Below are 17,692 nucleotides of genomic sequence, written 5' to 3'. Positions count from 1 at the left end.
CTGGCAGGTCTCAACTGATCTCTTCGGCGCGGATGCAGGCGACGCGCTGGCCCGGTCCGCCGAATGCACGCAGGGCCGGCACCGTCTCCGCGCAGGCCGCCTGCGCGAAGGAACAGCGCGTGCGGAACACGCAGCCGCTTGGCGGATCGGACGGGCTCGGCGGATCGCCGGGCAACAGGATTCGCGTCGCGCGCTTCGCCGGATCGAGCATCGGTGTCGCGGAGAGCAGCGCGCGGGTGTAGGGATGCAGCGGCCGCGCGAAGACCTCGCGCACAGGCCCTTCCTCCATGACGCGGCCGAGATACATCACCGCCACGCGGTCACACAGGTGCCGCACCACCGGCAGGTCGTGGCTGATGAACAGCATCGCGAGGCCGAGGTCGCGCCGCAGATCGGCCAGCAGCTTCACCACCTGCGCCTGGATCGAGACATCCAGCGCGCTGACCGGCTCGTCCGCCACCAGGAAATCCGGATCGGTCGCGAGCGCGCGCGCGATGCCGAGGCGCTGGCGCTGCCCGCCGCTGAACTCGTGCGGGAAGGCGCCCATGCGCAGCGGGTCGAGGCCCACGCGCTCGAACAGCGCGGCGATGCGCGCGGGCTCGGCGCCGCCGCGATGGATCGCCAGCCCGTCGCCCACCTGCGCGCCGACGCTCCGCCGCGGATCGAGGCTGCCGAAGGGGTCCTGGAACACGATCCCCATGCGCGCGCGCAGCGTCTTCCACGCGGCGCTGCCGGGCTTCGGCAGGTCGGCGCCGTCGAAGCGCACCCGGCCGCCGGTGACGTCCAGCAGCCCGAGCAGCAGGCGGCCGAGCGTTGACTTGCCGCTGCCGCTCTCGCCCACCACGCCCAGCGCCTCGCCGCGCGCCACCTGTGCATCCACGCTGGCGACGGCGCGCACCGGCTTGCCGCGCGCGAAGACACCCCGCGGCGCGAAGCTCTTCTCGACATTCTCCGCGACGACCAGCGCCATCACGCCAGGTCCTTCCAGCGGATGCAGCGCACCAGCCGTTCGCCGGCCTGCTCCAGCACCTGCGGCCGCTCGCAGATGGGCGTGGCGAAGCTGCAGCGCGGGGCGAAGCGGCAGCCCGGCGGCCAGGCATCGGGGCGCGGCACGACGCCGGGAATCCCCTCCGGCTCCGCATCGCCTTCCGGCACGGCGGCAAGCAGCGCGCGCGTATAAGGGTGCAGCGGGCGCGCGAAGACCTCCGCCACCGTCCCGCGCTCCACCACCTGCGCGGCATACATCACCACCACCTCGTCCGCCGTCTCCGCGACGACGCCGAGCGAATGGGTGATCAGCACCACCCCCATGCCGGTCTCGCGACGCAGCTGCGCCAGCAGGTCCAGGATCCCGGCCTGCACGGTCACGTCCAGCGCCGTGGTCGGCTCGTCGGCGATCAGCAGGCGCGGGCGATTCGCGATCGCCATGGCGATCATCACGCGCTGGCGCATGCCGCCCGAGAGCTCATGCGGATAGGCGCGCGCGCGGCGCTCGGGATCGGCGATGCCGACGCGCTTGAGCAACTCCACCGCCTCCTGCGAGGCCGCCGCCGCGGAGACGTCGCGATGCGCGCGGATCGCCTCCGCCACCTGGTCGCCGACGCGATGCACCGGGTTCAGGCTGCTCATCGGGTCCTGGAAGACCATGGCGATGGCGCCGCCGCGCAGCCTGCGGCGTTCCTCCTCCGGCAGGTCCAGCAGGTCGCGTCCCTCGAAGCGCGCGACGCCGGCGGTCACCTGCGCGACCGGCGGCAGCAGGCCCATCACGGCCGTCGCGGTGATGGACTTGCCGCTGCCGCTCTCACCGACGATGGCCAGCGTTTCGCCCGCGCGCACGGCGAAGGACACATCTTCCACCGGGCGGATCGCGCCGCCCGGCGTCGCGATGTCCACGGTCAGCCCCTGCACCTCCAGCAGCGGCGCTGGTTCGCGCGTGGGGAACAGGCCGGGCAGGATGCGGTCCACCGCGCGCAGCTTCGGCGCGCGCGTGCCGCCCTTGCGGTCCACCGCGTCGCGCAGCGCGTCGCAGAGCATGTTCATCGCCAGGATCGTGACGGTCAGCGCAAGGCAGGGATAGAGCAGGTAGGTCGGCGCCTGCTCCATCGTCGCCCGCGCGCCGCGGATCATCAGCCCCCAGGAGGGCGTGGGCGGCACCACGCCGAGGCCGAGGAAGCTCAGCCCGCTCTCCACCACCACGGCCGCCGCGACCGCCAGGCTGAACTGCACCAGCACCGGCCCTGCGATGTTCGGCAGCACGGTGCGGGAGAGGATGCGCGGCGTCGGCGCGCCCAGCGCGCGCACCGCCTCCACATAGTCCTGCCCGCGGGCGGAGAGCACCTCGGCATAGGTCACGCGGACGAAGCCGGGCAGGTAGAGGATGGACAGCACCAGGATCAGCGTCGCCGTGCCGGGGCCGAGCAGCGTCACCACCAGCAGCGCCAGCAGGATCGGCGGGAAGCACAGCACGACATCGGCGGTGCGCACCGCGAAGAACTCCGCCAGGCCGCGGAACCACCCCGCCAGCAGGCCGAGCGTCGTGCCGACAAGGCACGCTATCGCGGCGGAGGCGAAGGCGACCGCGAGCGAGGCCCGCGCACCCCAGATGATGCGGGAGAGGATGTCGCGCCCGAACTCGTCGCGCCCAAGCGGGCTGCCGGGCAGCCAGGCGGCCAGGCGGTTCGCCACGTCCTGCCGCACCGGATCGGGCAGCGGCAGCACCGGCGCCAGCAAGGCGAGCAGCACGATGAAGGCGACCATCGCGCCGGGCAGGATCAGCCGCTTCACTTGCATGCGCCCTCAAGCGCCGGGCGGCCGCATCCGCGGCCTTGGCTTCGCCGCATTAGCGGGCCGCCTTCGCGGCCTCGGCCTGCTGCGCAGGCCGCCACGTGCCAGCCTGCGGCCGTCACGAGCGTGCGATCCGCGGATCGAGCACGGCGTAGAGAAGGTCCATCGCCAGGTTGATCAGCAGGAACAGGCCGGAGACGGTCAGCACGATGCCGACGACCATCGGGTAGTCCCGCGTCTCCACCGCCCGCAGCAGCGGCGTGGACAGGCCCGGCCAGTTGAACACGAACTCGACCAGCACGGTGCCGCCCAGCAGCGTGCCCATCTGCAGGCCGAGCACGGTGGTGACCGGGATCATCGCGTTGCGCACCACATGGCGCCGCACCACGCGTCGCGGCGTCAGCCCCTTGGCACGCGCCGTGCGCACATGATCGCGGGAGAGCTGTTCCAGCACCGCCGCGCGCGCCATGCGGAAGACGGTGGCCGCAAGCCCCTTCGCCACCGCGACCGCGGGCAGCAGCAGCAGCAGAAGATGCCGCCCCGGATCCTGCGCGAAGGGCACGTAGCCGCCGGCCGGCATCCAGCGCAGCCATTGCGCCAGCACCAGGATCAGCAGCGTGCCGAGCACGAAGACCGGCAGCGCCTGCAGGATGGCCGCGACGGCCGACGCCGCGCGGTCGAAGGCGCCGCCGGCATGCACCGCCGCATAGGTCGCCGCCGGCAGCGCGATGCTCACGGCGATCAGCGTGCCGGCCAGGATCAGCTCCAGCGTGCGCGGCAGGCGCAGCAGGATCTCCTCCGCCACCGGATAGTCGTCCACCAGCGAGGTGCCGAGGTCGCCGCGCGCAAGGCGCGCGATGAACTCCCCGTATTGCACCATGATGGGCCGATCGAGCCCCAGCCGTTCGCGCAGCTCGGCCACGGCATAGGGATCGGGCGAGGTGCCGCCGGTGGAGAGCAGCACCTCGGCCGGGTCGCCCGGCACCATGTGCAGGGCGAGGAACACCACCGTCGCCACCACCCAGACCAGCACCAGGGAGATGGCGATGCGCTTCGCGACGTAGAGCACTACCCGACGCTCGTGAACTCCAGGTTCACGCCGCTCGACAGGCTCAGCGCACCGGGCAGGATCCTGAAGCCGGACACGCGGCGATCGAAGGCGTAGCCCTGCTCGCGCCAGGCCAGCCCGACGACCGGCACTTCCTCGAGCGCCGCGCGCTGCATGTCCTTGTAGATCTCGACGCGCCTGGCGTGGTCGAACTCCTGCCGGCCCTTGTTCAGCAGCTCCGTCGTGCGCGGCGCGCTCAGGCCGAAGCTGCGCCCATGCGCGGCCGAGAGCGAGGTGTCGAGCACCACGGTGAGCCCGTCCGGGTCGTTGAAATCGGCCGACACGCCGTGCACGGCAAGGTCGTACTGGCCGCGGATGCCCTGGCTGACGCGCGTGGACCAGTCCACCACGCGCAGCTCCGCCCGGATGCCGACGGCAGCGAGGTATTGCTGCGCCACTTCGGCGCTGTCCTTGTGCATGGCAAAGGCGCCGGTGGTGAGCAGCGTGGTGTTGATGCCGTTCGCATGGCCGGCCTGCGCCAGCAGCGCCTTGGATCGTTCGGGATCGTAGTTGTGCCCGCGCGAGAGCTCGGCATCCCACCAGGGCGTGCCCTCGACGATCGGCATGCCTTCCAGCACCTTGCCGCGGCCCGAGAAGGCCACGCGCACGATGTCCTCGCGCTTCACGGCATGCGCCACCGCGCGCCGCACCAGCGGGTTGTCGAAGGGCGGGCGCGTGCCGTTGAACAGGATGTCCATGAACGGCCCCATGGTGCTTTCCAGCTTGAAGCGTGGATCGGCCTCCACGGCGGCCATGCCCGTCCAGGGCACGAACTCGATGAAGTCCACGTCGCCGGATTGCAGCGCCGCAAGGCGCAGCGATTCGTCGGCGACGAGCGTCATGCGGATCGTCTTCGTCCGCGGCTGGCCCGGCACCCAGTAGTTCGGCACGGCCTGCAGCTCGATCCAGCTGCCGCGCTCCTGCGCGGCGAGGCGATACGGCCCGCAGCCCATCGCCTCGTTCATGTTCCGCGTCCCGCGCCAGACGATCGGCATGTTGTAGTTGGCGAACCACAGCGGCACCGTGGCCGTGGGTTCCTTCATGTGCAGCCGCACGGTATGCGCATCGGGCGTCTCGATGCGGTCGATGCGCTGCATCTGCGCGCGGTAGTAGGCGGTGGAGCGTTCGCCGGCGACCTGTTCGATCGTCCACTTCACGTCCTCGGACGTCACCTTCTCGCCGTTGTGGAAGACCGCGCGCGGATCCAGCCTGAAGACCCAGGCGCCGTCCGAGGCGTCGCGGCCGAAGTCGCGCGCCAGCTCCCCGCGCAGCTCGCCCTTCTCGTCGAAGCCGACCAGCCGCCGCCCGATCAGCATCTTGATCATGCCCGCCGCCTGGCCCACGGACTGCCAGGGCTGCAGGTTCGGCGGCCAGACGGAAAGGCCGAAGCGCAGCAGATCCGGCCTGGGCTGCGCCTGTGCCAGGCGGGCGACCGGCAGGACGCCGAAGGCGGTGGCGCCGATCATGGCGGCGCGGCGGGTCAGCATCGACATGATTTCTCTCCCTGGCGTGACGCGAAAACGGATTGCCGCGCGCAGGGGGGCCGGGTGTCAAGCCTTCCGTGCGCGGTGTAGCGCGATTGCCGCGCCCTTCGGCAGGCGGTCCCGGTATTGCGCGAAATGCAGCCACGCGCCGGGCGGTCGTCGCTGCCGCGGCGCGAATGCTTCCTTGCCTCGCGGCAATCGCTGCTTCACGCTCCCGTCAGTGCGCCCTAGCCGACGCGCGCGCGCAGCCGCGCGATGCGCGGTGCCGCGGGGCATCCACGACCGAACCGGAGGGAGACTGCCACGATGATCCGCCGCCGCAGCCTGATCGCTGCCATGCCTGCGCTCGCCAGCGCGCCACTCGCCGCGCCGGCCCTGGCCCAGGGTGCCTGGCCGAGCCGCCAGATCCGCCTCGTCGTGCCCTATCCGCCGGGCGGCGCCAGCGACATCGCCGGGCGGCAGCAGGCGCAGGTGCTGTCGGAGGCGCTCGGCGTCCCGGTGGTGGTGGATAACCGCGCCGGCGCCGGCGGCACGATCGGCACCGCGCATGTCGCCCAGTCCGCGCCCGACGGCTACACCATCATGATGTCCAGCCCGTCGAGCCATCTCGGCGCGCCGCTGCTGTTCCGCAATCCGGGCTACGAGGGCGTGGACGACTTCACGCACATCGCCACCTTCGCGACCGGCACCGCGATGGTCTGCGTCCATCCCCGCCTGCCGATCAACAACATCCAGGAGCTGATCGCCTACGCGAAGGCGAATCCGGGGAAGCTGAACTACGGCTCGGCCGGCGCGGGCGGGGCCAACCACATGCTCGGCGTGCTGTTCATGCAGCGCACGGGCGTGGAGCTGACGCATGTGCCGTATCGCGGTGCGGCGCCGGCGCTGGCCGACCTGATCGCGGGCAACATCCAGCTCGTCTTCGACAGCTTCTCCGGCATCATCGGCACGGTCCGCGCGGGGCAGGTGCGGGCGCTGGCGGTGACCAACCCCACCCGCTGGCCGCTCGCCCCGGAATTCCCGACGGTGCAGGAACAGGGGGTGCCGGACTACAATCTTCCGTCCTTCTCGGCCGTCGTCGGCCCGAAGGGCATCCCGGACGCCATCGCCGACCGGATGCACGCCGCGATCAACGCGGCGCTCGCGACGCCGGCGCTGACCGAGACGCTGGCGCGCGGCGGCAACGCGCCCTTCCCGAACAGCCGCGCGCGCTTCCTTGAGATCATGCAGGAGCAGCGCACCACCTGGCGCGAGCTGGTGCGCATCTCGGGCGTGCAGCCGGAAGGCTGACATCCATCGGGGGAGGGCGGGCGCGCCCTCCCCGCGCGGTGCTCACTCGGCCGGCGAAGCGAGCAGCGCGTTGGTGAACCAGGACGGGTGCGCGTCGTAGCGCACCTTGTTCCGAAGCCCGGCCCAGTTCACCCGCACATACATCAGCGGGATCACGGCGAGGTCGTCCACCGCGGCGCGCATCGCCTGCGCCGTCAGCGCCGCGCGCCGCTCCGCGTCCATCGTCCGCAGCGCCTCGGCAAGCGGCCCGTCCACCGCCGGGCTCGAATAATGCCCGCGGTTGAAGGCGCCGAGGCCCTGCGCCGGGTTCCGCGTCATCACCACCTGGCGCAGCATCACCGCGGCGCTGTTGGCGGTGAAGGTCGAGAAGAAGAAGGAGAATTCGCGCTGCGTCGCGCGCGTGAAGAAGGGCGCGGGCGGGATCACCTCCACCCGCGTCTCGATGCCGATCCGCGTCAGCGCCTGCGCCACCGCCTGCAGGATGTCGGCATCGCCCACGATGAAGCCGTTCGGCCCATGGATCGTCATGCGGAACCCGTCCGGATAGCCGGCCTCCCGCAGCAGCACGCGGGCGCGGGCCAGGTCGGTCTGCAGCGGGGGCATGCCCTGCGCGCGGTCGGGCAACGCGCGGGAGGCGATCTGCTCCGCCGGGGAGCCCTGGCCCTGCATCAGCCGCTCCACGATCGCCTCGCGCGGCATCGCCAGGCTGATCGCCTGGCGGACCCGCAGGTCGGCCAGCGGGTTGCGCGCCAGCGGGTTGCCCTGCTTGTCGGTGATGTGCGGCGGATTGTCGCGCGCCGCGTCGGGGAACATGAAGGCGGTGGTGTTGCTGTCTGTCGCGAACAGCGCGATGCGCGGATCGGCCGAGAGGCGCTGCACGTCGGTGACCGGCACCGCGTCGATCAGGTCCACGTCGCCCGCCAGCAGGGCGGCGACGCGCGCGCCGGGATTGGTGACGAAGCGCGTCACCACGCGGTCCCACGCCGCGCGCTCACCCCAGAAGTCCGGGTTGCGGGCGATCTCGTGCCGCTCGCCGAGGCTGAGCGCCACATGGCGATAGGCGCCGGTCCCGACCAGGGCGCGGCCGGCGTTGAAGTCGGCAAGCTGCGCATTGGCGTGGATGCTGCGCGACAGGATCATCACCTGCGCGATGTCGCGCTCCAGGAAGGGCGTGGGCGCGCTGGTGTGCAGCCGCACCGTCCGTGCATCCACGATCTCGACGCGGCTGATCGGGCGCACCTGCGTCGTGAAGGGCCCCGGGCTGTTGGGCACGGTGGGGACTCGCGCCACGGTGAAGGCCACGTCCTCCGGCCCGAAGGGCGTGCCGTCGTGGAACCGGATCCCCTCGCGCAGGCGGAATTCCCAGGTCAGGTCGTCCACCACGCGCCAGGATTCGGCCAGGACGCCGAAAGGCCGGCCCTGAGTGTCGAGGTCGATCAGCGGATTGAAGATCTGCCGAAGCTGGGCGTTGTTGTTGTTGGTCGAGTGGTAGTGCGGGTCGTAGCCGGTCGGCACGCCGCCCATCCCGACGGTCAGCGTCCGGGCCGGCTGGGCCAGGGCGGGGCCAAGGGCGGCGGGGGCAAGGGCAGGCAGCAGCCCGGCGGCCAGCGCCGTGGCCAACAGAAGGCGTCGCATGGTGAAACTCTCCCGGCTTGCCGCCGCGCCTCTTCCGGGGGGCGCGCCGCGGTCTGGATGACACTCTGGTAATAAACCGGACGGAATGGAAGGGGCATTGCCCGGCGGCGCCGGCCCCCGCCGCCGCCCGCCCTTGCCCTGGACAAGCCGGCCGGATCGGGCCAAGAGGCGCACGAGCGCCGCCCGGCGCACCCGCCCGGAGTCCCGCCCCCATGACCTCCCCGGTCTTCGACCGCATCGCCGACATCATTGCCGAGAACAGCGAAGTGCCGCGCGAGAAGATCACGCCCGAGGCGCATGTGATCAACGACCTGGGCATCGACAGCCTGGACTTCCTCGACATCGTCTTCGCGATCGACAAGGCCTTCGGGATCAAGGTGCCGGTCGAGGCCTGGACGCAGGAAGTGAATGCCGGCAAGGCGCCCGCCGAGCAGTATTTCGTCATGGGCAACCTGGCGCAGCGCATCGAGGAACTGGTCGCGGCCAAGGGCACCGCCTGAGGCGCACCGCTACAGGGGGGCTCCGGCGCCGCCATGCGGCTCGAGTATTTCCAGATGGTGGACCGGGTGGTGTCGCTCGAAGCCGACACTATCACCGTGTCCAGCCAGGTGCCGGAGCAGAGCCCGGTCTTCGAGGGCCATTTCCCCGGCCATCCGATCCTGCCCGGCGTGCTGATGGTGGAGACCATGGCGCAGACCGGCGGCTGGCTGCTGATGGCGCTGAACGGCTTCGCGCAGATGCCCTTCCTGCTGAAGGTGTCGGAGGCGAAGTTCCGCGGCTTCGTCACCCCGGGGACAGAGCTGACCGTCATCTCCCGCCGCAGCCATGACGGCTCGGGCTTCGCGGTGACCGAGGCGCGGATCGAGGCGGCCGGCAAGCGCGTCGCGGATGCCGAGATCAGCTTCCGCCTGCTGCCCTTCCCCGCCGCCGACCTGGAAGCCGCCATGCGCGGCAATGCCCGCCGCATCGGGCTGCCCGGATTCTGCTGATGGCCGACAACGACATCTGGATCACCGGCGTCGGACTGGTCTCCAGCGCCGGCGAGGGCCGTGCGGCGCATCTCGCCGCGCTGGCCGCCCCGCGCCCCGCGGCGCTGGACGAGGGCAGCTTCGCCCCCTTCACCATCCATCCCGGCCCCGCGCTCGAGCTCGACAGGCAAATCCCGAAGAAGGGCGACCAGCGGCAGATGGAGCCCTGGCAGCGCCTCGGCACCTACACCGCGGGGCTCGCCATCGACGATGCCGGGGCGCGCGGGCTGGTCGGCGACATGGACCTGATCGTCGCGGCCGGCGGCGGCGAGCGGGACATCGCGCTGGACGATGCGGTGCTGAGCGCGTTGGCGCCGCTGCCGGCGCCCGAGGCGGCGGTGAAGCTGAACGAGATGCTGGCCGGCGGCCTGCGGCCCACGCTGTTCCTGGCGCAGCTCTCCAACCTGCTGGCGGGCAACATCTCCATCGTGCAGGGCGTCACCGGCGCCTCCCGCACCTTCATGGGGGAGGAGCAGGCGGGCGCCGATGCGGTGCGCATCGCCGCGGCCAGGCTCGCGGAAGGCAACTCGCCCATCGCGCTCGCCGGCGGCGCCTACTCCGCGCCGCGCTGGGACATGCTGATGCTCTACCACGCTGGCAGCCTCCTGCGGCGGGGCCCCTGGGCGCCGGTCTTCTCGCGGGAGGACGCGCCGGGCGCCGTCACCGGCACGCTGTCCGGCTTCGTGGTGATGGAGACCGCGGCGCATGCCCGCGCCCGCGGCGCGCGCGGCCTCGCGCGGCTCAACACCGTCGCCAGCGCGCAGGCCCGCCGCAACGCGGAGGACACGGGCCACGCCGCCATGGGCCAGGCCTTCGCGCGCATTGCGCCACGTCTCGGCGAAGGCGTCCTGCCTATCATCTCCGGCTGCACCGGCGCCACGATCCCGACGGTGCTGGAGCGCGAGGTGCTGGGCGCGCTGACCCGCCCCCTCGCCGTGCGCGCCACCGGAAGCCGCTTCGGCTGGGGCGTGGAGGCCACCTTCCCGGCCAATGTCGCGCTCGCCGCGCTCTGCCTCTCGCAGGGCGTGTTCCCCGCGCCGATGGAGGCGCTGGAAGCGCGCTACGAGGACGCGCCGCGCGACATCCTGGTCACCGGCTTCGCCGCCTGGCGCGGTGAGGCGATCGCGCATCTCTCGGCCATCCCGGCGGGGGACCAGCCATGAGCGCCCATCGCGACCACAAGGGCCGGCCGATCGTCGCCGTCACCGGCATCGGCCTGGTCACGCCGCTCGGCGTCGGCGTGGTGGACAACTGGGCGGCGCTGCGCGCGGGACGTTCCGGCATCCGCCGCATCAGCCGCTTCCCGCTGGATCACCTCCGCACCACCATCGCCGGCACGGTCGAGTTGCCGAACGAGGACACGGGCGCCATGTGCTCCTCGCAGCGCGTCACCCGCTACGCCACGCTGGCGGCGGAGGAGGCGCTGGCCACGGCCGGCATGCAGCGCGGCGACTTCCCCGGCCCGCTGATGCTCGGCATGCCGCCGGTCGAGACGGAATGGCCCGACCGCTTCCGCATCGCCGCCCGGATCGCGCCGACGCCGCCGCTCTATCCGGCGCTGACGGAAGCCTGCACCGGCCTGGAGTCGCTCTATCGCGTCGCCGCCTTCGCGAGCGTCGGCGAGAAGCTGGCGGAACGCTTCGGCACGCGCGGCGCGCCCATCGCGCTCTCCACCGCCTGCGCCACCGGCGCTTCCGCGATCCAGCTCGGCGTCGAGGCGATCCGCCGCGGCGAGGCCGAGGCGGCACTCGCCATCGGCGCGGACGGCACGGTGCAGCCGGAGGCGCTGATCCGCTTCTCCCTGCTCTCGGCGCTGTCCACCCGCAACGAGGATCCGGCGAAGGCGGCCCGCCCCTTCGAGAAGACGCGCGACGGCTTCGTGATGAGCGAGGGCGCCGCCTGCCTGGTGCTGGAGAGCCTGGAGCATGCGACGGCGCGCGGCGCCAAGGTGCTCGGCATCCTGCGCGGCTGCGGCGAGAAATCTGACAGCTTCCACCGCACGCGCTCCAACCCGGATGGCGGGGCGATCATCAAGGCGATGCGCAACGCCATCGCCGATGCGGGGCTGGAGCCCGGCGCGATCGACTACGTCAACGCGCATGGCACCGGCACGCCGGAGAACGACAAGATGGAGACGCTGGGGATGCGCGCCGTTTTCGGCGATGCCTGCCCGCCGATCTCCTCCAACAAGTCCATGATCGGCCACACGCTGAGCGCGGCCGGCGCGATCGAGGCAGTGTTCAGCGTCCTGGCCCTGCGCGACCAGGTGCTGCCGCCCACCATCAACCACGAGGAACCCGATCCGGCGATCACGCTGGACGTGGTGCCCAACGTCGCGCGCGACGCGAAGGTGAAGAACGTGCTGTCCAACAGCTTCGGCTTCGGCGGGCAGAATGTCTGCCTGGTGATCGGCGGAGCCGTCTGATGCGGGCGCTCCGACTTCACGGCGACAAGGACCTCCGGCTCGAGGAGATCGCGCCGCCGCCGCCGCCCGGCCCGGGCGAGATCCAGATCCGCGTGCGCGCCGTGGCGCTGAACCACATCGACGTCTGGGGCTGGCGCGGCATGGCCTTCGCGCAGCGCCAGCTGCCGCTCGTCGTCGGCGCGGAAGCCGCGGGCGAGGTGGTGGCCGTCGGCGAGGGCGTGACGGGCTGGTCCGTCGGCGACCATGCCACGCCCTATGGCGCGCGCACCTGCGGCACCTGCGCGCAATGCCGCGCCGGCCGCGACAACCTGTGCGAGAACGTGCAGGGCGTCGCCGGCTTCCACGTGGACGGCTTCGCGCGCGAGCTCGCCAACTGGCCCGCCCGCACCATGGTGAAGGTGCCCGCCGGCGTCCGCTTCGAGGACGCGGCCTGCTCCGTCGTCACGGTCGGCACGGTCGAGCACATGCTGTTCGACAATGCGAGGCTGCAGCCGGGCGAGACCATCCTGGTCCAGGCCGCCGGATCGGGCATCGGCTCCTACGCGATCCGCACGGCGAAGGCGCTGGGCTGCACGGTGATCGCGACGGCGGGCGACGACGAGAAATGCGCCAAGGCCAAGGAGCTCGGCGCCGACCACGTCGTGAACTACAGCGAGAAGAATTTCTCGTCCGTGGCGCGGCGCGTCACCAAGAAGGTCGGCGTGGACGTGGTGTTCGAGCATGTCGGCGCGGCGACCTGGGCGGCCTCGCTGCTGTCGCTGCGCATGGGCGGGCGGCTCGTCACCTGCGGCTCGACATCCGGCGTCACGGCCGAGACCAACCTGATGATGCTGTTCCAGCGCCAGCTGCACATCTTCGGCAGCTTCGGCTGCCGTATCGAGAACGTGGCCAACGGCGTCGCGAAGATGGCGCAGGGCATCCTGCCCGTGCTCGACACCGTCGTGCCGCTGGAACGCTTCGGCGAAGGGCTGGAACGCCTGGAATCGCGCCGCGTCTTCGGCAAGATCATTGTGACTCTTTGAGGCGCCCTCAGACGCCGGGCGCGCGCTCCGCGCGCTTGGCGTCGTGCCGAAGGCACGCCTTCGGCGTGACGCGCAGGCCACTGTAGCGCCTGTTGGGCGGTTGGTTTGTGCGCGGCGCGCATTCGCGCGCTCGGCCCGCCGGAAGTGCGGGCCGCCTGTGGTGGAGCATGAAGGCAGCACTGTCGCGGATCGCCGACGAATCTCTCGCCGCCCTGGTGCGCGGCGCCTTCGCGCTGGTGCGTGCGCTCGGCCCCGACCGCGCCTCGAACCTGGGCGGCGCCGGCGCGCGGCTGCTCGGTCCGCTGACCTCGGCCAACCGCATCGCGCGCGAGAACATCGCCGCCGCCTTCCCCGAGAAGACCGAGGCCGAGCGCAAGGCCATCCTGCGCGAAAGCTGGGACAACCTCGGCCGCACCGCCTGCGAATACGTCCATCTCGGCACGATCTTCGACTACGACCCCGACCACCCGAACACCGGCCGCATCGAGATCCCGGAGGACAGCATCGCGCGCTTCGTGCAGCTGCGCGACGACGGCAAGGGCGCGATCTTCTTCGCCGCGCATCTGGCGAACTGGGAGCTGCCGGCTGTCTCCGCGCGCCGCTACGAGCTGGCTTCCGCCGCGCTCTACCGCACGCCGAACAACCGGGCGATCGCGCGCGACATCTTGGCGATGCGCCGCGACGTGATGGGCGAGCTGATCCCGGCCGGCATCTCGGCGCCCGTGCGGATGATGGAAGTGCTGGATGCCGGCGTGCATCTCGGCATGCTGGTGGACCAGCGCTTCGGCCGCGGCCCGAAGATCCGCTTCCTCGGGCGCACGGCCACGGCAAACCCGCTTCTGGCGCGGCTGGCGCGGCGCTTCGACGTGCCGGTGCATGGCGCCCGCGCGATCCGCCTGCCGGGCAACCGCTTCCGCCTGGAACTGACCGATGCCATGACGCTGCCGCGCGATGCGCGCGGCCAGGTGGACGTGGACGCCGCGACCCAGGCGATCAACGACGTGATCGAGGGCTGGATCCGCGAGCACCCCGGCCAGTGGCTGTGGCAGCACCGCCGCTGGCGGATGTAGTGCCAACTCCCTCCCCCGCGTGCGGGGGAGGGGGCGAAGCACCGCTACGACGCCGGCGTGAAGCGCGTGATCTTCGTGCCGTTGATGGACAACGCCGCCATCACGCCCTGCTGGTTGAAGCTGATCGCATAGACCGGCTCCGTCAGCGTGGTGGAGGTGACATTGGCCTGCAGCCCGCGATCCAGCATGACCACCGATGGGCCCGTGCCGATCTCCCAGCCGTCGTTCCGCTGCAGCGCGGCCAGCGCCTCCTCCTTCGTGAACAGCATGGCGAGCCCCGCGGTCTGCGCGCCGGCCAGCAGGCCGAAGGACGCGCCGGCGATCCGGTAATACGCCACCGTCTCGCCGTTGCGCAGCAGCGCGCCCTCGCCGTACTGCCCGCCCACGATGAAGCCGCCGCTCAGGATGCGCGGGAAGATCAGCTGCGCGATCGAGACCCGCAGCAGCGGCTCCGCATTGTCCATCCGGCGCAGCCGCTCCATCGCGGCGGCGACGCCCGCGTCGATCTCGGCCTTCGTATCGGCGCGCGCCGGCCCCGCGGCGAGTGTGGCAAGCCCGGCGCCGGCGAGAAGCCGGGCGGCGTGGCGACGTGTGGCGTGCATCGGATCCTCCTGCGCGCTTCGCGCGCGGCGTCAGGCTAGCACGCCGCGCGGCGTCATGCCTCCCCCGGCGCAACGATCCGCGTGGTGAGCCGCATCAGGCCCTCCAGCCCCGCGACGCAGACATCGCCCGGCTTGAGGTACAAGTCGGCCGCATTGGGATGCCCGATGGCCGTGCCGCGCGGCGCGCCGGTCGCGATCACGTCCCCGGCCTCGAAGGGCATGAAGCGGGTGAAGTGCGCGATGATGCCCTCGATCCGGTGGATGTACTCATCGGTGCTGACGCGCAACCGCTGCTCGCCATTGACCTCGCAGGTCAACCACAGGTCGTAGGGATCGGCGATCTCGAAGAGCGGCACGGCGAAGGGGCCGACCGGGCAGAAGCCTGGCATGTTCTTCGAGGTCCAGAACTTGGTGCCGGAGACGACCTCCTGCTTCTGGATCTCGCGCGCCGTCAGGTCGTTCAGCACGGTGACCGCGCCGACATACTCCCGCGCCTTCTCCTGCGGCACGCGATGCGCGCGGCGCGTCACGATGAAGGCCAGCTCCGGCTCGTAGTCGAAGGTGCTGATGCCGTCCGGCCGCACCACGCGCGCGCCCTCCCCCACCAGCGTCTCGACCAGCTTCACGAAGCCGGTCGGCTCCTGCGGGTCCTCCTTCAGCATGCCTTCGCGCACCAGTTCCTGCCGGTGCACCTTGCTGTTCTTGCCGACGCAGAAAATCTTGCCAGGCGCGGGCACCGGCGGCAGCAGGTGGCACTGCGCAAGCGGCAGGCGCGGCGCGGCCGCCGCGACGAAGTCGCGCAACTCGGCAGGCGGCAGGCGCAGCGCGCGCACCATGTCCCAGTCGGGACCATGCGCCGCGGTCAGGTCACGCAGCGTCTCGCCCTCCGCCGCGCCGAGCCGCGGGCGCACATCGCCGGGCGAGAGGAAGCTGGCCACTCGGATCATGCGGTGACTACTCCAGGGTGATGCCGCGCTCGCGGACGACCCGCTGCCACTTGGCGATGTCGGCGTCGATGTAGGCGGCGAAGGCGTCGGGCGTCATCGGCTCCGGCTCCGCGCCCAGCGCGGCAAGCCGCTGGCGCGTCGCTGCGGTGCCGAGGCCGCGCGCCGCCTCCTCCGAGATCTGCGCAGCGATGGCCGCCGGCATGCCGCGCGGCCCGAACAGGCCGAACCAGCCCACGGCGGAATAGCCGGGCAGCCCGCTCTCGCCCACCGTCGGCAGGCCGGGCAGCAGGCCCGAGCGGCGCTCGGCCGTCATCGCCAGGTTCTTCACCTGGCCCGCGGCCACGGCCGCGGCGACGGTCTGGGGCGGCGCGAACATCAGCTGGATGCGGCCGGCGATCAGGTCGTTCAGCGCCGGCCCGGTGCCGCGATAGGGCACGTGCAGCATCTCGATCCCGGCCATGGAGGCGAAGAGCTCGGCGGCCAGGTGGCTCGCCGCGCCGGTGCCGGAGCTGCCGAAGCTGAGCTGCCCGGGCCGCGCCTTGGCCATCGCGATCAGCTCCGCCACGTCCTTGACGCCAACGCCCGGATGCATCGCCACGACATAGGCCGGTGCGGCGATCAGCGTGACCGGCGTCAGCGCCTCCCGCACGGCGAAGGCACGCTCGGCGCCTGCCAGGCCCATGATGCCGCCGGTCGAGGTGACCATCAGCGTGTAGCCGTCCGGCGCCGCGCGCTGCACCTGCTGCAGCCCGATGCGCCCGGCGCCGCCGCCGCGGTTCTCCACCACCACGGTCTGGCGCCAGGCTTCCTGGAAGTGCTGCGCCAGGATGCGCGCCAGCACGTCGGTGCCGCCGCCCGGCGGGAAGGGCACCACGATGGTGACGCCGCGCGTCGGAAACGCCGCTTGCGCGCCGGCCAGGCGCGGCAGGGCGAGCAGGGGCGTGGCGCCCAGCAGATGGCGGCGACGGATGCGCATGGAACGGTCCTCCCGCGCCAGAGTGCGGCCTGCGCGCGACGCGGCCAAGGGGGCTGGCCGCGGTCGGCCCGCACCCCCTAAAAGGGCGCATCCGCAACGGAGGTACGTCGTGAAGCTCCACTACTCGCCGGGCGCCTGCTCGATCGGCATCCACGTGATTCTGGAGGAGATCGGCAAGCCCTATGATCTGTCGCTCGTCGCCCTGAAGGACGGCGCCCAGTACAAGCCCGAGTATATGGCGGTGAACCCGAAGTCCAAGGTGCCGGCGCTCGACCGCGGCGACGGCAAGGTGCTGACGGAATTCCCGGTGATCGCCTTCTGGCTGGCGAAGTCCAACCCCGAGGCCGGGCTGATCCCCTCCGACTTCGAAGGCGAGGTCCGTTGCCTGGAGATGCTGGACTACATCTGCGGCACGGTGCATCCGCACGGCTTCACCCGCCAGTTCCGCCCCGGCAATTTTTCGTTCCGCGAGGAAGACCACCCGAAGTCGGTGGAACTCGGCAAGCAGAACGCCCAGAAGTACTTCGACACGATCGAGAAGGGCTGGACGGGCGGCACCTGGCTGCTGCCCTCGGGCTACTCGGTGGCGGATGCGGCGCTGTTCTTCGTGGAATACTGGGCGACCCGCCGCTCCGGCCTCTCGCTGCCGCCGCATCTCGATGCGCATCTGAAGGCGATGCTGGCCCGACCCGCCGTGCAGCGCACGCTGGCGCAGGAAGGCCTGGCGGCGTGAGCATCCCCGCGCTGCTCCGCCAGCCCTTCTGGTTCCTCCGCCATGGCGAGACGGACTGGAATGCGCAGGGCCTCTCGCAGGGCCGCACCGACATCCCGCTGAACCGCGTGGGTGAGATGCAGGCGGAGCGCGCGGCGCATGCCATGCGCAGCAGCGGCCTGGCGACCATCGTCGCCTCGCCGCTGGTGCGCGCGAAGCGCACGGCGGAGGTCGTGGCGGCGCCGCTCGGCCTGCCCGTGCTGCTGGACGAGGATCTGGCCGAGGTGAATTTCGGCGACCAGGAAGGCCAGCCCATGGGCGACTGGTACGACGACTGGATCGCCGGCACCTACACGCCGCATGGCGCGGAAACCTTCCAGGCCCTGCTGGAGCGCGCGGTGCGCGGCGTGAACGCCGCACTCGCGCGCCCGGCGCCGGTGATGGTGGTGGCACATGGCGCGCTGTTCCGCGCGCTGCGCCTCGCCCTCGGCCATGAGCCGAATGTCCGCACGCCGAACGCCCTGCCCATGCTGATCTCGCCGCCCAAGGGCGGCGGTGCCGCATGGGACATCGCGCCGGCAGTGCTGGCGGAGGGCTGAGCGGTAGCCC

At 71.8% G+C, this 17,692-nt stretch carries 17 protein-coding genes; 9 read left to right on the top strand and 8 right to left on the bottom strand.

Annotated elements, in window-relative coordinates; translation table 11 throughout:
• Nucleotides 1-10: 10 nt before the first annotated feature.
• From DFH01_RS17600 to DFH01_RS17585, 4 genes are all read right to left on the bottom strand, one after another.
• A complete protein-coding gene (locus DFH01_RS17600; protein ID WP_109871801.1) occupies nucleotides 11-970 on the bottom strand; it encodes an ABC transporter ATP-binding protein in 960 nt (319 codons plus the stop codon).
• Nucleotides 970-2,784 carry a dipeptide/oligopeptide/nickel ABC transporter permease/ATP-binding protein gene (locus DFH01_RS17595; RefSeq protein WP_109872363.1) on the bottom strand — a complete coding sequence of 605 codons (1,815 nt, stop codon included), beginning with the start codon at nucleotides 2,782-2,784 and terminating at the stop codon, nucleotides 970-972. Before DFH01_RS17595 ends, DFH01_RS17600 begins: the two co-directional genes overlap by 1 nt.
• 118 nt (nucleotides 2,785-2,902) lie before the next feature.
• Nucleotides 2,903-3,853, bottom strand: coding sequence for an ABC transporter permease (locus DFH01_RS17590; RefSeq protein WP_109871800.1), 951 nt, complete (start codon nucleotides 3,851-3,853; stop codon nucleotides 2,903-2,905).
• Nucleotides 3,853-5,385 (bottom strand): ABC transporter substrate-binding protein, encoded by a 1,533-nt coding sequence (locus tag DFH01_RS17585; RefSeq protein ID WP_233256160.1) that lies wholly within the window; start codon nucleotides 5,383-5,385, stop codon nucleotides 3,853-3,855. Before DFH01_RS17585 ends, DFH01_RS17590 begins: the two co-directional genes overlap by 1 nt.
• Nucleotides 5,386-5,682: 297 nt before the next feature.
• Between DFH01_RS17585 and DFH01_RS17580 the strand changes: the two genes are divergently transcribed.
• Nucleotides 5,683-6,666, top strand: coding sequence for a Bug family tripartite tricarboxylate transporter substrate binding protein (locus DFH01_RS17580; protein WP_158287800.1), 984 nt, complete (start codon nucleotides 5,683-5,685; stop codon nucleotides 6,664-6,666).
• A 42-nt stretch (nucleotides 6,667-6,708) separates the two neighbouring features.
• On the opposite strand, the gene DFH01_RS17575 is transcribed toward DFH01_RS17580, so the two are convergent.
• On the bottom strand, nucleotides 6,709-8,301 hold the full coding sequence (locus DFH01_RS17575; RefSeq protein WP_109871798.1) for an ABC transporter substrate-binding protein: 1,593 nt from the start codon (nucleotides 8,299-8,301) through the stop codon (nucleotides 6,709-6,711).
• 212 nt (nucleotides 8,302-8,513) lie between these two features.
• Here DFH01_RS17575 and DFH01_RS17570 point away from each other — a divergent pair, with 212 nt between their 5' ends.
• The 6 genes from DFH01_RS17570 to DFH01_RS17545 all read left to right on the top strand — a co-directional run bounded on the left by DFH01_RS17570 (nucleotide 8,514) and on the right by DFH01_RS17545 (nucleotide 13,846).
• Nucleotides 8,514-8,801 carry an acyl carrier protein gene (locus DFH01_RS17570; RefSeq protein WP_109871797.1) on the top strand — a complete coding sequence of 96 codons (288 nt, stop codon included), beginning with the start codon at nucleotides 8,514-8,516 and terminating at the stop codon, nucleotides 8,799-8,801.
• 33 nt (nucleotides 8,802-8,834) lie between these two features.
• Nucleotides 8,835-9,290: a 3-hydroxyacyl-ACP dehydratase FabZ family protein gene (locus tag DFH01_RS17565; RefSeq protein ID WP_109871796.1), complete on the top strand. Its 456-nt coding sequence runs from the start codon at nucleotides 8,835-8,837 to the stop codon at nucleotides 9,288-9,290.
• Nucleotides 9,290-10,492: a beta-ketoacyl-ACP synthase gene (locus DFH01_RS17560; protein ID WP_109871795.1), complete on the top strand. Its 1,203-nt coding sequence runs from the start codon at nucleotides 9,290-9,292 to the stop codon at nucleotides 10,490-10,492. The genes DFH01_RS17565 and DFH01_RS17560 overlap by 1 nt, the downstream gene beginning before the upstream one ends.
• Nucleotides 10,489-11,754 (top strand): beta-ketoacyl-ACP synthase, encoded by a 1,266-nt coding sequence (locus tag DFH01_RS17555; RefSeq protein WP_109871794.1) that lies wholly within the window; start codon nucleotides 10,489-10,491, stop codon nucleotides 11,752-11,754. Before DFH01_RS17560 ends, DFH01_RS17555 begins: the two co-directional genes overlap by 4 nt.
• A complete protein-coding gene (locus tag DFH01_RS17550; RefSeq protein WP_109871793.1) occupies nucleotides 11,754-12,776 on the top strand; it encodes a zinc-binding dehydrogenase in 1,023 nt (340 codons plus the stop codon). The genes DFH01_RS17555 and DFH01_RS17550 overlap by 1 nt, the downstream gene beginning before the upstream one ends.
• Nucleotides 12,777-12,883: 107 nt before the next feature.
• Nucleotides 12,884-13,846, top strand: coding sequence for a lipid A biosynthesis lauroyl acyltransferase (locus tag DFH01_RS17545; protein ID WP_269846275.1), 963 nt, complete (start codon nucleotides 12,884-12,886; stop codon nucleotides 13,844-13,846).
• A 44-nt stretch (nucleotides 13,847-13,890) separates the two neighbouring features.
• Here the strand turns inward: DFH01_RS17545 and DFH01_RS17540 are convergent, their stop codons facing one another.
• Genes DFH01_RS17540 through DFH01_RS17530 form a run of 3 tightly spaced genes read right to left on the bottom strand, consistent with a single transcriptional unit; the run spans nucleotide 13,891 to nucleotide 16,371 of the window.
• On the bottom strand, nucleotides 13,891-14,448 hold the full coding sequence (locus DFH01_RS17540) for a lipid-binding SYLF domain-containing protein (protein WP_109871791.1): 558 nt from the start codon (nucleotides 14,446-14,448) through the stop codon (nucleotides 13,891-13,893).
• A 53-nt stretch (nucleotides 14,449-14,501) separates the two neighbouring features.
• Nucleotides 14,502-15,395, bottom strand: coding sequence for a fumarylacetoacetate hydrolase family protein (locus DFH01_RS17535; RefSeq protein ID WP_109871790.1), 894 nt, complete (start codon nucleotides 15,393-15,395; stop codon nucleotides 14,502-14,504).
• A 7-nt stretch (nucleotides 15,396-15,402) separates the two neighbouring features.
• Nucleotides 15,403-16,371 carry a Bug family tripartite tricarboxylate transporter substrate binding protein gene (locus tag DFH01_RS17530; RefSeq protein WP_109871789.1) on the bottom strand — a complete coding sequence of 323 codons (969 nt, stop codon included), beginning with the start codon at nucleotides 16,369-16,371 and terminating at the stop codon, nucleotides 15,403-15,405.
• A 109-nt stretch (nucleotides 16,372-16,480) separates the two neighbouring features.
• Between DFH01_RS17530 and DFH01_RS17525 the strand changes: the two genes are divergently transcribed.
• On the top strand, nucleotides 16,481-17,104 hold the full coding sequence (locus DFH01_RS17525; RefSeq protein WP_109871788.1) for a glutathione S-transferase family protein: 624 nt from the start codon (nucleotides 16,481-16,483) through the stop codon (nucleotides 17,102-17,104).
• A 2-nt stretch (nucleotides 17,105-17,106) separates the two neighbouring features.
• A complete protein-coding gene (locus DFH01_RS17520; protein WP_109872361.1) occupies nucleotides 17,107-17,682 on the top strand; it encodes a histidine phosphatase family protein in 576 nt (191 codons plus the stop codon).
• Nucleotides 17,683-17,692: the final 10 nt, after the last annotated feature.

Origin of the sequence: Falsiroseomonas bella (genome assembly GCF_003173615.1) — a bacterium.
Classification (GTDB): Bacteria; Pseudomonadota; Alphaproteobacteria; order Acetobacterales; family Acetobacteraceae; genus Falsiroseomonas; species Falsiroseomonas bella.
The sequence above is the reverse complement of the archived record's forward strand: the minus strand, read 5'-3'. Positions and strand labels throughout refer to the sequence as shown.

What these genes read in the sequence shown, in the direction of transcription:
- DFH01_RS17600 (WP_109871801.1), bottom strand. Translation starts at nt 970, where the DNA reads ATGGCGCTGGTCGTCGCGGAGAATGTCGAGAAGAGCTTCGCGCCGCGG.
- DFH01_RS17585 (WP_233256160.1), bottom strand. Translation starts at nt 5,385, where the DNA reads ATGTCGATGCTGACCCGCCGCGCCGCCATGATCGGCGCCACCGCCTTC.
- DFH01_RS17580 (WP_158287800.1), top strand. Translation starts at nt 5,683, where the DNA reads ATGATCCGCCGCCGCAGCCTGATCGCTGCCATGCCTGCGCTCGCCAGC.
- DFH01_RS17575 (WP_109871798.1), bottom strand. Translation starts at nt 8,301, where the DNA reads ATGCGACGCCTTCTGTTGGCCACGGCGCTGGCCGCCGGGCTGCTGCCT.
- DFH01_RS17570 (WP_109871797.1), top strand. Translation starts at nt 8,514, where the DNA reads ATGACCTCCCCGGTCTTCGACCGCATCGCCGACATCATTGCCGAGAAC.
- DFH01_RS17565 (WP_109871796.1), top strand. Translation starts at nt 8,835, where the DNA reads ATGCGGCTCGAGTATTTCCAGATGGTGGACCGGGTGGTGTCGCTCGAA.
- DFH01_RS17560 (WP_109871795.1), top strand. Translation starts at nt 9,290, where the DNA reads ATGGCCGACAACGACATCTGGATCACCGGCGTCGGACTGGTCTCCAGC.
- DFH01_RS17555 (WP_109871794.1), top strand. Translation starts at nt 10,489, where the DNA reads ATGAGCGCCCATCGCGACCACAAGGGCCGGCCGATCGTCGCCGTCACC.
- DFH01_RS17550 (WP_109871793.1), top strand. Translation starts at nt 11,754, where the DNA reads ATGCGGGCGCTCCGACTTCACGGCGACAAGGACCTCCGGCTCGAGGAG.
- DFH01_RS17540 (WP_109871791.1), bottom strand. Translation starts at nt 14,448, where the DNA reads ATGCACGCCACACGTCGCCACGCCGCCCGGCTTCTCGCCGGCGCCGGG.
- DFH01_RS17535 (WP_109871790.1), bottom strand. Translation starts at nt 15,395, where the DNA reads ATGATCCGAGTGGCCAGCTTCCTCTCGCCCGGCGATGTGCGCCCGCGG.
- DFH01_RS17530 (WP_109871789.1), bottom strand. Translation starts at nt 16,371, where the DNA reads ATGCGCATCCGTCGCCGCCATCTGCTGGGCGCCACGCCCCTGCTCGCC.